At 43.1% G+C, this 16,077-nt stretch carries 18 protein-coding genes; 1 reads left to right on the top strand and 17 read right to left on the bottom strand.

All coding sequences use genetic code 11. The features are described from left to right. Positions 1 to 3: 3 nt before the first annotated feature. The 15 genes from DWY84_RS04080 to DWY84_RS04010 all read right to left on the bottom strand — a co-directional run bounded on the left by DWY84_RS04080 (position 4) and on the right by DWY84_RS04010 (position 13,800). Positions 4 to 4,866, bottom strand: a complete 4,863-nt coding sequence (locus DWY84_RS04080; protein WP_147354271.1) for a hypothetical protein — start codon at positions 4,864 to 4,866, stop codon at positions 4 to 6. Positions 4,867 to 4,984: 118 nt separating this feature from the next. Beyond that, entirely contained in the window at positions 4,985 to 5,896 is a 912-nt protein-coding gene (locus DWY84_RS04075; RefSeq protein WP_118531055.1) for a helix-turn-helix transcriptional regulator, read from the bottom strand. Positions 5,897 to 6,132: 236 nt separating this feature from the next. Beyond that, positions 6,133 to 7,086 (bottom strand): L-lactate dehydrogenase, encoded by a 954-nt coding sequence (locus DWY84_RS04070; protein WP_118531053.1) that lies wholly within the window; start codon positions 7,084 to 7,086, stop codon positions 6,133 to 6,135. Between the two features lie 183 nt (positions 7,087 to 7,269). Beyond that, entirely contained in the window at positions 7,270 to 8,625 is a 1,356-nt protein-coding gene (locus DWY84_RS04065) for an MATE family efflux transporter (protein ID WP_243024748.1), read from the bottom strand. A 14-nt stretch (positions 8,626 to 8,639) separates the two neighbouring features. Continuing rightward, positions 8,640 to 9,062: a C-GCAxxG-C-C family protein gene (locus tag DWY84_RS04060; RefSeq protein ID WP_118531049.1), complete on the bottom strand. Its 423-nt coding sequence runs from the start codon at positions 9,060 to 9,062 to the stop codon at positions 8,640 to 8,642. A gap of 178 nt (positions 9,063 to 9,240) precedes the next feature. Further along, positions 9,241 to 9,840 (bottom strand): GNAT family N-acetyltransferase, encoded by a 600-nt coding sequence (locus tag DWY84_RS04055; RefSeq protein ID WP_118531113.1) that lies wholly within the window; start codon positions 9,838 to 9,840, stop codon positions 9,241 to 9,243. 163 nt (positions 9,841 to 10,003) lie between these two features. Further along, entirely contained in the window at positions 10,004 to 10,414 is a 411-nt protein-coding gene (locus tag DWY84_RS04050) for an ATP-binding cassette domain-containing protein (RefSeq protein ID WP_118531047.1), read from the bottom strand. Positions 10,415 to 10,641: 227 nt separating this feature from the next. Further along, positions 10,642 to 11,436: a M15 family metallopeptidase gene (locus DWY84_RS04045; RefSeq protein ID WP_118531045.1), complete on the bottom strand. Its 795-nt coding sequence runs from the start codon at positions 11,434 to 11,436 to the stop codon at positions 10,642 to 10,644. Between the two features lie 12 nt (positions 11,437 to 11,448). Further along, positions 11,449 to 11,958, bottom strand: coding sequence for a DUF2829 domain-containing protein (locus tag DWY84_RS04040; RefSeq protein ID WP_118531043.1), 510 nt, complete (start codon positions 11,956 to 11,958; stop codon positions 11,449 to 11,451). A gap of 63 nt (positions 11,959 to 12,021) precedes the next feature. Beyond that, positions 12,022 to 12,294 (bottom strand): hypothetical protein, encoded by a 273-nt coding sequence (locus tag DWY84_RS18040; RefSeq protein ID WP_347560761.1) that lies wholly within the window; start codon positions 12,292 to 12,294, stop codon positions 12,022 to 12,024. Between the two features lie 117 nt (positions 12,295 to 12,411). Further along, positions 12,412 to 12,678 (bottom strand): phage holin family protein, encoded by a 267-nt coding sequence (locus DWY84_RS04030; protein WP_347560760.1) that lies wholly within the window; start codon positions 12,676 to 12,678, stop codon positions 12,412 to 12,414. A gap of 3 nt (positions 12,679 to 12,681) precedes the next feature. Continuing rightward, positions 12,682 to 13,026 (bottom strand): hypothetical protein, encoded by a 345-nt coding sequence (locus tag DWY84_RS04025; protein ID WP_243024747.1) that lies wholly within the window; start codon positions 13,024 to 13,026, stop codon positions 12,682 to 12,684. 12 nt (positions 13,027 to 13,038) lie between these two features. Beyond that, positions 13,039 to 13,242 (bottom strand): hypothetical protein, encoded by a 204-nt coding sequence (locus DWY84_RS04020; protein ID WP_118531041.1) that lies wholly within the window; start codon positions 13,240 to 13,242, stop codon positions 13,039 to 13,041. A gap of 19 nt (positions 13,243 to 13,261) precedes the next feature. Next, positions 13,262 to 13,372, bottom strand: coding sequence for a CD1375 family protein (locus DWY84_RS04015; RefSeq protein WP_118531039.1), 111 nt, complete (start codon positions 13,370 to 13,372; stop codon positions 13,262 to 13,264). After that, entirely contained in the window at positions 13,372 to 13,800 is a 429-nt protein-coding gene (locus DWY84_RS04010; protein ID WP_118531037.1) for a hypothetical protein, read from the bottom strand. The genes DWY84_RS04015 and DWY84_RS04010 overlap by 1 nt, the downstream gene beginning before the upstream one ends. Before the next feature lie 85 nt (positions 13,801 to 13,885). On the opposite strand from DWY84_RS04010, the gene DWY84_RS17215 reads away from it, so the two are divergent. Beyond that, positions 13,886 to 14,230 (top strand): hypothetical protein, encoded by a 345-nt coding sequence (locus DWY84_RS17215; protein WP_147354270.1) that lies wholly within the window; start codon positions 13,886 to 13,888, stop codon positions 14,228 to 14,230. Positions 14,231 to 14,520: 290 nt separating this feature from the next. Here the strand turns inward: DWY84_RS17215 and DWY84_RS04005 are convergent, their stop codons facing one another. Both DWY84_RS04005 and DWY84_RS04000 read right to left on the bottom strand, forming a co-directional pair. Further along, positions 14,521 to 14,772: a hypothetical protein gene (locus tag DWY84_RS04005; RefSeq protein WP_118531035.1), complete on the bottom strand. Its 252-nt coding sequence runs from the start codon at positions 14,770 to 14,772 to the stop codon at positions 14,521 to 14,523. Positions 14,773 to 14,978: 206 nt separating this feature from the next. After that, complete coding sequence (locus DWY84_RS04000) at positions 14,979 to 15,974, bottom strand: tyrosine-type recombinase/integrase (RefSeq protein ID WP_118531033.1); 996 nt, start codon at positions 15,972 to 15,974, stop codon at positions 14,979 to 14,981. Positions 15,975 to 16,077: the final 103 nt, after the last annotated feature.

Below are 16,077 nucleotides of genomic sequence, written 5' to 3'. Positions count from 1 at the left end.
TTACTAGCCCTCTTTCTGTAAGTCATAAATCTCTCTAAGAATTCCCCAAAAATAATCTGAATATGCTTCTACACTGTCTAATTTCTTTTTCAAATGTTCAATAATTACCTTCTTACCAAATTCTTTAATTATTTCTGTCATTCCTGCTCCGTATAAATAATCTCTTACACGTTTTTTTATTTTTATTTCTTCTTCTGTTTCTGAACCTTTAAGGCAATTTTTATCAATCCATAACAAATCAATAATCCTATAATATCCCGCTGAGTTCACAACATTATTGTCTAAGTGATAATACCAGTCGACGTCCGCTATTTTCGAGAACATTCTCTTTCCTTCTTCTATTATATAAGGATAAATAGGACAATTCTTTTTTCCTTCTCCCTCCGGAAGACTCTCAAATATACTTTTCCACAAATTCTTAAAAAACTTAACAAACGAATCTGAATCATCCTCTGTTTCCGGAAGTTCGTAAGAATCTTGCAAAACATTTTCAAACCATTTTCCAATGCATGATATAGATATAGCCTCATTATCTTTTCTGTCTAGCTCTATTTCTTCAATTGTGTAGTGGTATATATTTTTTGTTTTAACTAAGATGGCGCCTGGTTTTCCTGCCATGGCAATAATCCCATCAAGTAATTTTGGTAATAACTCCTCAGACTTCACTTCAGCTTTTCTGGGTATTGAGGCTTTAAATGATTCTGACTCCAATTTTTCTATTAGATCATATATTTCGGGACATCCAATGTATAAAATATCATTTAAAGCCATCTTGTCTTTGATCCAGCGTTCATCTTGCTTTACCCAACAAGTAAACAATTTTAATTCCTGAATGGACTTACGTATTGAGGTGCCATCTGCATATGTACAATTTTTAAAATAAAATAATATTTCTCCTTCCAGATCTGAAAATTTTATTTTGTTTCCATTTTCAACCTTATAAGCGTTTCTTATTGCTTCAGCAAAATTTTCCTTAATAAACTCATCAAGATCTTTATTATAAGGAGACGGGATTCTTATGTTTCTTGCTATATCCATATCAAACGGCGCATTAATAATGATTGAATTTATATCTTCATCGTCATCAATGGGTAATGGTAATGTAGCATAATATTTAATTTTTTTAGTTTTATCTCTCCAATCTTCTTTAGATTCTTCTTTTTTAACAAAATAATACTGCACTTCTATTTTTTTTGCTATTTCATCCAATCTTTTTTCATACTCATCTTCCTTTTCTCCTTCTCTACATTTCCATTTTTTTCTCTTTTTCATCCAAACTCGTCTACTATTTTCGTTTTCAATCATCTCATAAAGAGAAACAGAATAACAGTAATGTTCTTTTCTCAACTTATCTAAATCAAACTCTGCCGGTGATTCGTTGCCATCAAATTTCAAAATAACTTTTTGGCAATTATCTAAACACATATACGAGTCTTCTTTTTTTATTTCTTCTATTATTTTATCTATTTTATTGTCACTGTTCTCTTCTTTTTTCAGATATAATTTAATTATTGTTTTATCAGAATATATTTCCGGGCTTTCATCTATCCATTCTGGTATTGTGCATGTTTTTATTATATCCTTTTTATCCTTTTTATCATTTTTATTAAAACCACCTTTTTTTCCTATCGAAAAATGGAATCCATTACTATGTATTTCCACGTTTTTGGCCCACTGAAATACACTTTTAAAACCTATTCCTTTTTCTCCTGTAAAAGTTACCTCTCCGTTATCGTCTTTCTCAGTATTTCCCAGATCCGTAATTCCCTTTACATCTTTATACGAAAAACCTCTCTCCTTATAGCAAAGTTCAATGAACCCTTCTTTCTTATTTATCTTAACTTCTATAGGATCGTTAGGATCGTTTTTTATTTCATTTCTTGCGTCATTGATATTTTGAAGAATTTCTAACCAGGTATTACTACTGTGTACTATCTGATCCGCAATATTATCTACATCAAAACCCGACTCACACTGAAATTTTCGTAATTCCTTCAGAAATTCAATAAACTCTTTCTTTTTGTCATCTGGATTTTTGTCAATATACTCATTAAGTTTTCCTAATCTACTATAAAACGCTAATCTAGCTCCTAACTCTTTTTTTTGACCTATAGCATCCTCCACATAATCACTAAGACTTTCATCTAAATTCTCCAGCAAGCAATAGACTTTGTCATTTATAATCGCATAAGTGAAACCATGCCTTTTGTTTTCATCTGAAAAATGTACCTTTATATAGGTCTTTTTTAAATCCTCACTTAATTTTTTCTCATCACAATATTCAACTATAACTTTAATCGAACGATTATCTGGGATATTCACATCGTCCTTGTTATATAATTTATCCCCTTCATTTTTTACATTAATTTTCAAAAAATGATTTATTTTTTGGAAACACTCGAATTTCTTCTTATTGCGCGCTTCTTCATCAAACTTTTTCAGATAATCAGCAATAGCCTGAAGGATTTCTTCTATAGAACAGGTTATTTCTAATTTAGATTCTTGTTGTTTCATATTCGTATTTGATTCTAATATTGCCTGCAACGCACCATCCAGATGTTGCTGCACAAAATTGGGATCTGCCGTCGGATTTGCAATCCATTTCTTAACAATATAGTTACTTACTTTCTCTTTATCTTCCTCTTTATCTTCCTCTTTATCTGCCTCTTTATCTGCCTTTTTATCTGCCTTTTTTTTTGCCTTTTTTTTTGCTTTCGTTCTGAAGCATTTCCACACCTCATCATCTGGTTGATTTTCTAAAGGGAGTAAAAAAGGAGCATATTTATCTTCATCAATTTTAAACTTGTAAGCTTCAGAAAATCCAATCTTTTCAAGATCTCCAGCTCCTATCATCCACCCTCTGCATCCACTCAATACGGCTTGATAATAGTTTTTTATATCATCTTCGCTTTTTTCGGAATATTTCTTTATACTCTCATCGAGTTTCTCTGCCATTTCAGCCTTTGTTATAAATAATTTATTAGGCTTTTCAAAATCCCATTGCGGTATAAGTTCTTTTACATTATATATGCAACCTGTACTTCTCTCCCCGTCACCAACTACCAATAATTCATCCGGAGAAAACGGCAAGTCCTTTTCGCTACGTATTTCATCTTCCCACAAAAAAATCTTTTTATCACAAAGAATACTACGATCAGTTTTCAATTCCGGTAAAGCTTTGAAAAACTTATTAGCCTTTTCTTTTAAATAGTTTACAATAGCTTCTTTATTTTCCACATTCTCTACATATTCATTCCACTTATCCCATGCATCTTTTACCTTTTGAAATTGCAATTTGTCACAATCACAATAAACCTGCGATGCCAACACCTTACCGGGAGCAATTAAATCAGCCATCTTGTCCACTTCCGGCATATCATAAAAATATGATTCCAAAAAACATGCATCTGAATAAGATGTATAGGTTTCATCATTTTGATATGTTTTAAAGATTTGTATATCCGGTTTTATCTCCCATAGCTTTTCTCGGTAATTTTCTTTGTCTATTTTCGAATTATTCCCAATCTTTGTATAACCGATAATCTGACAAATCTTTTTTTCGTTTGTTTTCAATGCTAATAAAAATTCTGCAAAACAATCTTTTACTTTATTTAAAATTTCAATATTCCAAAAAATTTTGTTTTCATTATCTGGCATATCAATCTTAGAACGTTCCTGATTGAGCCAAAATGGAGCATCAACAGAAAATGGCATCTCTATTTTTTCTTCTAATGGCAGTGTTGTATAAAAGCATCCACTTTCACAATTTTTTTCTGAATCTTCCGCCACCGTTATAAATGAAATATTTCTAGTTTGTGCCTCCTTTGCAGCCTTATATCTTTTTTTACATAACTGCGCAGAAACCTTAACTGTTTTTACATATTTTATCAATTTGATTCTTTGTTTTTCTCTTTTTATATCATTTTCTTTTTCGTATACACAAAATTCAAATTCATACGTTGCGCTGCTTATTTTTTTCCCATTGAAGAATATTCCTTCTCCGTCAAGTAAATCTTCATCTGAATAATTCCAATCCTCATCTACCGGACTGATGTTTTCATTTTCAATTGCAAATATATATTCCTTTTCTTCGTTCTTTAGTGTAATTTCTCTAATATTCCGAGTAAATAATATATTATTATTAACAAGTACATTTCCAATGCTATTGTCTTCGTTTAAACAAAAATACTCTTTTTTTAAATTTTTTTCTAACTCTTTTATATCCATTTCATCTTTTAAATATACAGTAATTGATGTTCCTTCTCGCTGATCCTCGGGTGAAACATCCAGCCATTCAGGCATCATCGGTGTATCTGCTGATAAAGCAAAATAAAATCCATTACTCTTTATTTCAACTTTCTTGGCAATCTTATAAATTGCCTTAAATCCTACTCCTTTTTCACCCGTTTTATATAGGCTATAACATCCCTTCGGTATTTCTTTCATTTTTCTTAATTCAACATTACCATTTTCATCAACTCCGTTTTTTGTACTTCCACCATAACTACATATTCCACGCACGTCCTCGTATTCAAAACCCTTTTCATTATAATGCAATTTTATACATTTCTTTTCATAATCAAATTCTATAGAAACAATCGCGTGGCCATCATTTTCTGTAAATTCACAATCATCAATATTTTGTATCAATTCACAAAAGCATCTAGTTACACTATAGTTATCTTCCAGATTATTTTTAACTTGTTTAACTACCTCATTATATCTGTCCATTCCTATAAGTGTCTGATACGCAATGATCTTTACATAGTCTTCTTTACTTGACTTTTCTTCTTCAATACGCTTACGTTTCGCTGCATAATTCTCAATCTTTCTTTCATCCAAATACTTTTTTAACTCAACTTCCATTTTATTTATCTCATTTTCATTCATCGATATGTATACAGAATCAGGCAGATACCTCTATCCCCTCTGCATTTGCCTGACTAACTCCTTCCGTTTTATTTTCTTACTTTTCTTTCACCCATCAGCATATCCCATACCCACTCAAATACTGCTTCTCTGCCAGCTTCTCCAGCCAGCACATTAACATATACACTTCATCCCCCACAATCTGATAATCTCGGGTATAGTTGGTTCCTTCATCCTGGACATATATAACCTGGATATAACTCAAAAATCGCCAGTCTTCTACTCTGTAGTTGATCATGTCTACCAGCCGTATGCCAAGCCGCTGAATCTGGCCCAGTTCCAGACTTTTGTCAGCCAGTTTTCTGGCAAATTTGCTTTCCAGTTCTGTCTCTTCTTCCAGTTCTGGAATTTCCAGATATTTATCCCGGCTTTCCGGTTCCCACTGGTACTGTGAAATCCGATTGCAGACCTCTCCGTATTTTAAAGCCCGGTACTGCTCCAATGCATCCTTTTTCTCCTGATCTTTCCGCATTGCCAGAAAATAAGCTACGTCCATAATGACCTGCTCTTTCTCTGCCGGAATACGTCTAAAGTTATCTACCATCTCCATTTCATACATTTTCAGCTCTGCATACAAATCAAAAAAATCCAGCATGAACCTCTGCTTTTCTTCCGGCAGCAGGGCAAAGACGCGAACAGCCCATTTTTCTGCCTGTTCACGCCGTTCCTTGTAAGCCTCTCTGCGTGCGCTTCCGAGCGTTACCGTTTTCAGTTCCCAGACTCTTTTGATTTCCTTTCCTTCCGCAACAAGCTCTTCCGTAGAGTAACCGGCAATCTCCGAAACTGCCTGAAGCACCTGCTCCTGTATTTTTTTCTTCGGTACAACCTCGCCATTCGCATAGCGGCTCACGGTTTTCTGGGACTTGCCGATACGGTCCGCAATTTTCTGACCGGAAATCCGGTACTTTTTCATTAATGATTTTAACACGCTTGCAAAGCTCTGCTCTTCTACAATGATTCCACTCATAAGTTCATCCTTTTCAAAAGTTTAGTTTGGTTAAGTCATTTTTCAGGTTTATTTTGACTGTTTTATGATTTTATGGTACATTTTTGTTTCGAGTTTGTCAATCGCAAAGAGCAGAATTTTCTCACGCAAAAAATCCTGCTGCCATCCCGCATCATGCAGGCAGCAGCAGGATCGTCCTGTTCCTTCTATTGTAGTCCCCGCCGTTCCATCCGGCAATAAACCAGTGGTTTCATTTCCTACAGCTCCAGCCCCTCCGCAATCCCCTTCAGCGTCTCCGCCGACTGGATCAGCCGGGTCGTTTCGTCTTCGTTCAGGGAGATCGGCACATGGGTTTCCACGCCGTCCAGGCCCAGCACCGCGGGCATGCTCAGAGCGATGTCGCGGATGCCGTATTCGCCGTGCATCATGGAGGACACCGGCAGAATGGACCGCTCATTGCGGATGATGCAGGCACAGATGCGCCGCACAGACATAGCGATGCCGTAGTAGGTGGCCTGCTTTTTGGCGATGATATCGTAGGCGCTGTTTTTTACGGACTCCGCAATCTCGTCCAGCTTCATTTTCGGGTTGTCGTAGCCCCGCATCTCGCAGAAGGTGTCCAGCGGAATGCCGGAAATGTTGGTGCTGCTTAACACCGCGATCTCGCTGTCACCGTGCTCTCCCACAATGTAGGAATGCACGCTGCGGCTGTCCACCCGCAGATGTTCCCCCAGGGCGTATTTCATCCGGGCCGTGTCCAGAACCGTGCCGGAGCCGATGACGCGGTTTTCCGGCAGTCCGCTTAAGCGCAATGCCACATACGTTAAAATGTCTACCGGATTGGACACGATCAGCAAAATGCCACCAAAGTTCCGGCTGGCGATCTCCGGGATGATGCTCTTGTAGATTTCCACGTTCCGGTGCACCAGATCCAGTCTGGTCTCATCCGGCTTCTGGTTGGCCCCTGCCGTCACAATGATGATGGCTGCGTCTGCCACATCGTCGTAGTCTCCCGCGTATATCTTCATGGGTGCCGCAAAGGGAACGCCGTGGGAAATGTCTTTTGCTTCCCCGTCCGCCTTGCCGGTATTGACATCCAGCAGCACCAGTTCGGAAAACAGCTTGCTCTGCATCAGGGTAAATGCTGTTGCAGAACCAACAAAGCCGCAGCCAATGACTGCGGCTTTTCTGGATTTGATCACATTGCTCATAAGACCCTCTCTTTCTGTTCTGAAACATGGTTCACGCGCCACGCATAAACCTGTCTCTGTCATTTTTCTGTGTTTTCAAACGTTCCCCTGCAACTGTCTTTGCAGGAAAGCTTTCGATAACACATCTTAGTCTTTGTGAGAAATGGACTCTGTATACCAGACTTATGAAATTATATCTGAAACTCAATGCTCCTGTACCAGCTTTTCCGCGCCCCTCATCCAGTCCACGCGGAAGAAATAGATTGTCATGCCAAAGGCGCAGAGCACCCAGGTCAGCGGCCATCCCGCGATCACCACAAGAAGATTGTGCGTCATTGGTACGGTAATGGCCAGATAAATCTGCCGGATCACAACAAAGCAGCTAAGCATAAAGAACATGGGAATGCTGGATTTTCCGGCCCCACGCAGGGCACCGCTTAAGATCTGGACCACCGGAAGACTCCAGTACGCGTAAGAAAACAGCTTCAGCATTGCAGCGCCGTTGGCAACAACTGCCGCATCGTCAGTAAACAGACTCACAAGCAGTGCACCTTCCCGATTCATCCAGACGCTTCCGGCCACAATAATGACAGAGCACATGAGCCATGCAATAAAAATTCCCCGCTTTACCCGCTCAGTCTTTCGTGCGCCGATATTCTGCCCGACAAAGGTGGTGATCGTCATGTTAAAGCTCTGCAGTACAAGCTGTAAAAAACCATCGATCCGGATCGTAGTAGAGTAGCCTGCAATGGCTGCCGTTCCAAAGCTGTTGATATATGACTGCACCACAACGTTTGAAAAAGCCGTAATGCTCTGCTGCAGTGCCGCCGGAAGTCCGACCATAAGGATCTGTCTTATCATCTCCCGGTGAAACCGTATCTTCTTCAGCTCTACGCGATAAGCCTCGCTGGTCCGGATCAGCTGACGCATGACCAGATAAGCGCTGACCGCCTGCGCGATCATGGTTCCCAATGCAACTCCAGCTACGCCAAGACGGGCCACACATACCAGAAGCACATCCAGGATCACATTTAAAACACTGGCAACTGCCAGATAGATCAACGGATCCCTGGAATTTCCGATTGCTCTGAGAATGCCAGAGCCCATGTTATAAAACAGAAGGAACGTAATGCCGGCAAAGTAAATGGTCAGATAGAGGGTAGAATGCGGCAGCACCTCCTGCGGTACACCAATGGCCCGCAGAAGCGGACGTGTCAACGCAATGCCGGCAACGGTAAACAGGACGCTCAGCAGCACGGTTAATGCCAATGCACTGTGCACAGCCTGACTCATCTTTTCTTTTTGGCCGGCGCCAAAATACTGGGCAATGACTACACCGGCACCAACCGACAGTCCCATGAAAAAGCCTACCAGCATCTGGATGACCGATGCCGATGCGCCGACGGCCGCCAGCGCATTCGTATCCACAAAGTTTCCAACCACATAAGAGTCTGCCGTATTATAAAGCTGCTGAAAAAGATTTCCGATCAGCAGCGGCACGGCGAAAACCAGAAGGGCCTTAGAGATATTCCCCTCAATCAGATCTGTCTGTTTCCCCAACACGTTTATACCCCTTATTTATCCGCCTGATGTTCTTTTAAGTATTCCTCGGTCAGTGCCACTGCATCCATAATACACTGCGGACAGCTGCAGAGTACCTTGCCGGTCTCAACACCCTTTAACTCGCGGCACAGGTAGGAACCGTTTTTTTCTTTGAATTTCTGTACCTGCTCCTTTACCTGCTTGTAGGTGCTTCCCTTCGTCGGCATGCCTTTCTTTAAATCTCCTACGCTGCCCGCAAGTCCGATCACCATCATCATGCCGGACAGGGCGCCGCACATCTCCATCATGCCCATGCCAAGGCCAAAGCCTTCGGCAATCCGAAACATCTCCTGCTCGTCTACCCCAAATTCTTTACAGAAGGTACAGGCCACTGCCTGGGCGCAGTTATACCCCTTGTCATGTAATGAAATTGCGTATTCTGCTTTTGTACTCATGATATTCTTCCTCCGTCTGATATTCATTTCAGTCTGTAACTGCATGTTTTTTCTCAGTTATGAACTGTTCTGATATTCAGTATACTCCGAATCCGGCAGACTGTCCACAGGGCAATTGCCTCACTGTTTTAGAACGTCAGACGCATCTGATGCCAAACCACCGTTCAGTGATTTTCTGTTACAGGTTATCCAGAATCGCCTGCACGCCGGAAAACTCCGAAAACCAGACCGGTGCCTGCATCTCATCTTTATGCTCCCCGATGACCTTTTCCATCCAGACCATATTATACCAGCGTCCGAATTTGTAACCGCACTGATAAAATTCACCGACCAGACGATACCCGATATGTGCATGGTAATCCTCGCTGTTGCGGGTCAGATACTCATCCTCTATCTGCGGCACACCGATGCATGCCTCCATATTCAGGATTCCCATAGCCCCGCACACAGCCTCCAGCGCGCGGTTCAGCTTTCCTCCCACACCACAGCGGCGCAGATTTTCCTCTACATAAATGGAAGTCTCCACGGCCCATTCGTAGGCTGCGCGGTCATGAAATGGACCAACATATGCATAGCCGAGGATTTTCCCGTTCTGTTCTGCCACCAGATACGGATATTTCTGTAAGGTATGGCGGATCCGTCCGCGGAATTCTTTCAGTGTCGGTACCTCATATTCAAAGGTGATGGCCGTTTTGATCACATACGGCGCATAAATAGCTAAAATTTCTTCTGCATCGTCCTCCGATGCAACACGGATATGGATATCGTTGTTTTCCATAAAAGATGTCTCGCTTTCTGTCTGATTTCCATGGCAGCTGCATGAAATATCATCTCCTGTAACACCAAAAATTCCTGCTGAACGCACAATGAGGAAATCCGAAATTTTCACTCATTATACATCAACAGGAATCTATTGTCTATCTTACAAGCAATCTTATTTTTTATATGGAAATAATTCTTCCCAGTTCCACCATCGTTCTATGCGATATGGAGATCACCATGCGGTCCGCGGATACCCGTTTCAGTGCCTTCAAGACGGCCTGCTCGGTTTCCACATCCAGGTTCGCGGTGATCTCATCCAGAAGAAGAAGTTCCGGGTCCGCTGCTGCCGCCCGGGCGATGGAGAACAGCTGCCATTGTCCCTGGGAGAATAGCTCCGGCGTGCACTCCGTATCGTAGCCGTGCTCCATCTGCATAATGTTCTCGTCCAAGCCGGTCAGAACCGCGGCCCACTTCACCGCTTCCATGGAAATGTTTTTATCAAACAGCGTGATCTGTTCTTTGACTGTGCCCGGCACCCGGTGGAAGGACTGCTCCACATAGCCGAACAGCTTTACAAAAAATCTTTGCAAATCCTTATTTTATGCGGGTCAGAAGCGCAATAGTTTCGCAGTTTGCCGTGTCTTGAACCTGTGAATCTACTTATTATATAGTAAGTTATGCTATCACTCAGTTTCCGCACAAAATAAGGCAAAACTGGTTACCGAATACATTTTCGTTTTTCTGAGCAACCTAGCATATTATACCGTAATTTATGTGCCGTAGTCAAATCGTTGTCATTGACTACGGCACATCTGTTTTACTGTCTTAAACCCGGATACTGCAGCGCGCCATCCTGATCAGGTGTGAGCATCACCGGCTCCGTTGCCATCCGGCCATCATCGTCCAGGTAATACCACTTGCCGCTGACCGTCTGCAATCCGGTCCGCATCACACCATCATCGCCCAGGTAATACCAACCGCCGTTATAGATATACCAAGTGTTATGGACCATCATGCCAGCGCCGTCAAACCAGTACCACTTATCCTCATCCCTGTACCAGGCGTTGACCACATACTTGCCGCTGCCATCCCGGAAGTAAAACCGCCAGCCACCGTCCTCCTGCTTCCATCCGGTCTTAACCTGTTCCGGCACCCAGGTAGCCATAAACTCTTCCGGCGTGCCGTACTTCTGAATCAGCGCGGTAGGTGTGCTGCCCCAGTCCGGCAGATAAAGGTGTGGCTTGTCCACGATACTCTTCCAGTTACCGCCCCAGGCAAGGCCCAGTTTTTTTGCAATCTCTGCGGCGCGGCGGAAGTGTCCCTGGCTGTCATTGTAGGCATCATCGGAGATCTTGCCATCCCCATCGATGTCCATCTTAAGATAAAAGTCAAAGGCAATGCCCCACTGGTGCTGCGAGCGGTAGCTGCTGCCCTTGGCGTTGGTTACGATGTTACCAGGCTTGGTCCGACCCTGAGCATACAGGGCATCCTGCTCCGCTGCGGTGCGTAAAGTCTCGCTGATGGCTACGGTGATGCCCTCGGTGGCGCAGGCTTTCATCCAGGCGGATGCGATGCGCTGGAGACGCGGGTGGCAAAGTGTAATGTCTCTCATGGTATCACTCCTTTACTCTGCAAACATCCAGTCGTCTGCCAACATATCAGCCTGTGATGCAAGCCATCCCATCTGTACGCCACTAGTTCCAACAAACGCGATTGCTTTGTTTCCGATAGCTTCGTGATTGCAATTTACAATCTCACCGTCAGCCGCTTTGTAGGAGATTGCGGTTGCCAACTGGATATACTGTTTTTTTCCATTCCATCCCTGTCGTGCCACCTTCAATCCTCGTTTAAGATACCGGATGGCATCTGCAAATGAAAATACAGCAGTACCGCCCAGCACCGGACAGTTTTTCTCATCTGCAATCTCCCATTCTTCAGACTGCATATTCATGAGTGTATACTCTACACGCTGCGTTTCCCTGATATCCAGGAGCTCGCCCTTATCAGAATCCTGTGGTCTGCACTGAATCATGATTGTTTCCTTCTCCGGATCCCAGTACCAGTATCCTCCCCAGCCTGGAAGTTTTACCTTTGCACCCTGTTTCATGGCTTTAAATGCTTCTGTAAAATTCATGAAATACTCCCTCCTACTCTTCGTAAATGACAGTCAGACCATATGCTACTGCTGCATCATGCTCTAACCTGCCTCCTCTCGTCTGTTCCCAACCCTTGCAAAAGTAAACTGCGTGACACATGGACATTTTTCTAAACTCTTTGCCAAGAAGCAAAGCGGAATCTGTACCACACCACGCTCCTTCATGTGCTCATTGTTGTACCACTCATCTGTAAATAAGGTATTTACAATCTCATATCCTTTTTCTTCCAAGACTTTGATTGCCTGTTTTCTGGTTGCCTTGATTTCTTCTTCACTTTTTCCGGCCATCGGCTGAGATAACATTGCTTTCATCATTGATTTTTCCTCTCTTCTTTAATTATATGTAAGGGCGGCATGAAACCGCCCTGTTGCGACGTCGCAATGGCAGCCATCACCCGGACTGCCAGCGGGAGATATCTGAATCACCTCCTTCTACGCTTTTGATGCCTGTTTCACAACCTGGTGCACCCCAGTCGCAGCCAGGCCTGACACAATGCCGATAGCCGCGGCGTTGATCACATCCGCTGCAGGAAAGTCCGGCATCACATACATACCAACTACGCCCAGGATACCGCCGGTCACTCCGCATACCACCGGGATGACTTCGTCATTAACCTTGGCAGATGCCTTACAAGCCATGCCTCCCAGATAACAAACCACCGTAATTGCCGCTACACTCGCAATACCAAAATCCATCATATCTTAATCCTCTCTTTCTGCTGGCCCATATTCCAGGGCCAGACATCTGTTATAAAGTTCCTCTCCAGTTCCATTGCCACCCAAAGCTTTGTACGGTTTGAACATGTACTCCAGGTTGTCCCGGTCTCCCACCGTACAGTATCCACGGCTTATGTAAAACTGGCACGCCTGGTAAAGGCGGTCATGAAGCAGAGCCAATACTGCAGCGTTAATAGCCTGGTTCTTTACCACTTCAGTCTTTAAGCGCTTCGATAAACCGCGATATGCCGCGAACAGAGCTCCGGAGATAGCCGCAAACAGCCATTCTATCCAATGTGCGGCTATGTACTGAAAAATCAGTGCTACCATCATAAATCTCCTTTACTCGTGATCGCACTCCTTATGTCCTGGTCCGCCCTGCACGTGTCTCGGCTCTGCATGATCTGCAGTGCCCGGAGTGCAGTCCTTGCTGTACTCGTGATCTGGGCCGGTGCTTAAGGCCTCATTGTGCGGTTCCGGGGTCGGTACTCCGGTTGCCGGGCCATAAGGGATGTTCGGGGTTTCGGTTCTGTGTTTGATACTCATATGTAGTCCTTTCTTCCAACTATCGGGTGGCACCGTTTAAAATGTTTTCAACATCTGCTCTAATCTTTTTGGGTACAGCATCGAGAGCAATTCTACCCTTGCGCACCAAATCTGCATACACTCTTGCCATTATGCCTCGCCTCCTTCATAGAGTTCTACAATGGCCATCTGAGCGTTGGTTATCTCTTCTTCCAGAGATTTATAAGCCTCTCTGAGATCCGGAAGCCGAAACTCTGCAATCATCACTGGGCCGGTCACATCCTTGTAGGTGTATACAGGATTGCTATCTTCGCCAGTGCCTGTCTCTTCTTTCTCGGTTCTGATCACATAGTCTTTCTGCTTGCTCATGCGACCGGCATACACCAGATCAGTGCGGGATGCAAGTGGCTCCCCTGTCTCGTCCAGAAGCACGAGTGATGTCGCTGCAGATACCGCAGCCTCGATTTCCTCAAAGGTTTTCTCGCCCGGCTGGAAGATGATGCGGCCGCCGTCCTGCTGCAACTGGTAGCCGTCTGCTACCAATTCATAAGTCTGAGTTCCGATTTTGATAGATTCCATAGTGTTCTATCTCCTTTCTTGAGTTTTTGTGTATAATAAAAGACCCCAAAGGGCCTTGAATTTTCGAATTTATGAGCTGGCTAAATTGTATAGTAATTTGAATTCGCTCGGAACAGTTTTAGAGTCGTGCCCAACATCGCAATTCAATCCGACTGCCTATCAAACTTATACATTATGTTCATTAACCCTTCCAACCGGCAAATGGCTGCTAATTGGTCGTACACTAGCTGGTGGAGATTTAATTATCGATGGTGATAATAGACTCATTTGTGCAAATGGAAGAAATAATTATACAACAGGTGAATTAACACTCAATGCTTTTGCAATTTTCACTGGAGGTTCAGCAAATTTAAAATTGGTTTCAAATGGCTATGGTACTGTACATAATGATCGCAACTATTGTTCTTTGAGAGCAATCAGAATCAATTAGTTATTTAACAAGTACAGAATTAAAAATTAATCGGTATGTAAAAATTCCATTAATGAAAGTACCACAGTCTATTTCTGACATAATAATGGCATGTTCTCAATGCGGAATGGCATTCCAGGAAAGACAAGATTCCACAGGTTATGCGCCAGCTGTAGGAGCGTACCTGTTTTACCGATGCTCAACGTATGGTGCAGTTACCGTCATTGAATGTCTGATTGCTTCAAACAATAAATATTATACCGGCACGCTTATTAATACTGTTTGGTCGGGATGGTTAGAGCATTAATCATTCAGTCAGAGATAATGTTATCAGTAAAAACCGTAACATTTCCACGATACTCAGCTATGTCACCAGCGTCACGCCTTGCAATCATAATACTTCCATTAATCCCAACTGTCCCCATTATAGGAGGTGCTGATGTTATCCAACTATTCAACGTAAATACTGCATTATTTTTTATATTATATGGTAATTGACCTATAATTGTATCACCACTGGCAAAAGAATTCGATATAACAAGCGAGAAACCTATATTATGCATATTACCTTCCCACAGATCAATAACAGAATTTTTCTGAGTGACAACGGAATTATTAGTTATACATTCTGACCTATCGGACGCACGAACCGTTAAATTACTATACAGCTGAGCCGACCCAACATCTGTCTGCTTACCGACTGCCTTATAAAAGGGTAACCTTAATAAAACGACCGTCTCCGCCCGCTTTTAAATGTCTCAATCAGCTGTTATGCATACTTTCGGTGGCTCGCTTTCACGCTCTCAGCCCTCACAGCGCAGTAAATCATGGTTGTATCCAATTTTTCATGTCCTAAAAATTCCTTTACCTGCTCGATTGGCATGCCGCGATTAAGCAGATCTGTCGCAATCGTCCGCCGGAACCGGTGCGGATGCACTCCAGTCACTCCTGCGCGCCGCCCTAACTGCCGGAGCATATACTGGATACCGGCCACGCTCAATCGGTCGTGCGGGGCATCCAGAGTTACAAACAACGGCTCATCAGGCTTTGCATCTCTTTCCTGCAGGTACCGGCGCAGATGAAACTTTGCGCTGTCGGTCAAGTACGTCTTGCGTTCCTTACTGCCTTTTCCATATACTATCAGCTCCTGTTTTCCCATTTCAATGTCGGCCACATTCAACGCCGCAAGCTCAGAGACACGCACTCCAGTTGAGTACAAAAACTCTACCAGGGCGCGGTCTCGAAGCTCCTTGCAGCCTTCCCGAAGAGCTTCCAACTCCTCAGCAGCAAATGGCTTCTTCATAGTCTTTTCCAGCTTCAGCGCGCCCACCTTTTTAACTGGATTGCTCCTGATCAGCTCCTCGGAGTTCAGAAAGTCCCAGAAGCTGGACAGGTAATGCAGCCTTGTCTGCATGGTCGACATCTTAATGCCGCGCTTTTCCCGCATTACGCCATAATAATACCGCAGATCCATGCCTGTGATGTCTTCCAGGCGCTTGCCGAGAAACGTCAGCATATTGCAAATTTCTTTCGTATACTGCTTTAATGTCTCCGTCTTCCGGTTCACGGCCTTCTTACTGGCCACGAACATCCGGATTTTCGCTTCATCACCGTCAATGCCTGTAGCGGCAAGCTCTGCGCTCTCTTCCACGATCTTTTTGCCGTGGAAATTGACATACAAAACATTACTTAGATGCTCTTGCTGCTCTGGATCCAGATGTGGCGTCATTTCATTGATCACATTTTCAAGTATTTTCTCTAACATAAAATGCCCTCCTTCCACGTTATTGTAGAAGAAAAGGGCATTTTCCGTCCAGCTGGCTAAATTGTATAGTAATTTAGCTGGGAATTATATTACAAAAGCAAAT

Origin of the sequence: Clostridium sp. AF27-2AA (assembly GCF_003478505.1) — a bacterium.
Classification (GTDB): domain Bacteria; phylum Bacillota; class Clostridia; order Lachnospirales; family Lachnospiraceae; genus Brotaphodocola.
The sequence above is the reverse complement of the archived record's forward strand: the minus strand, read 5'-3'. Positions and strand labels throughout refer to the sequence as shown.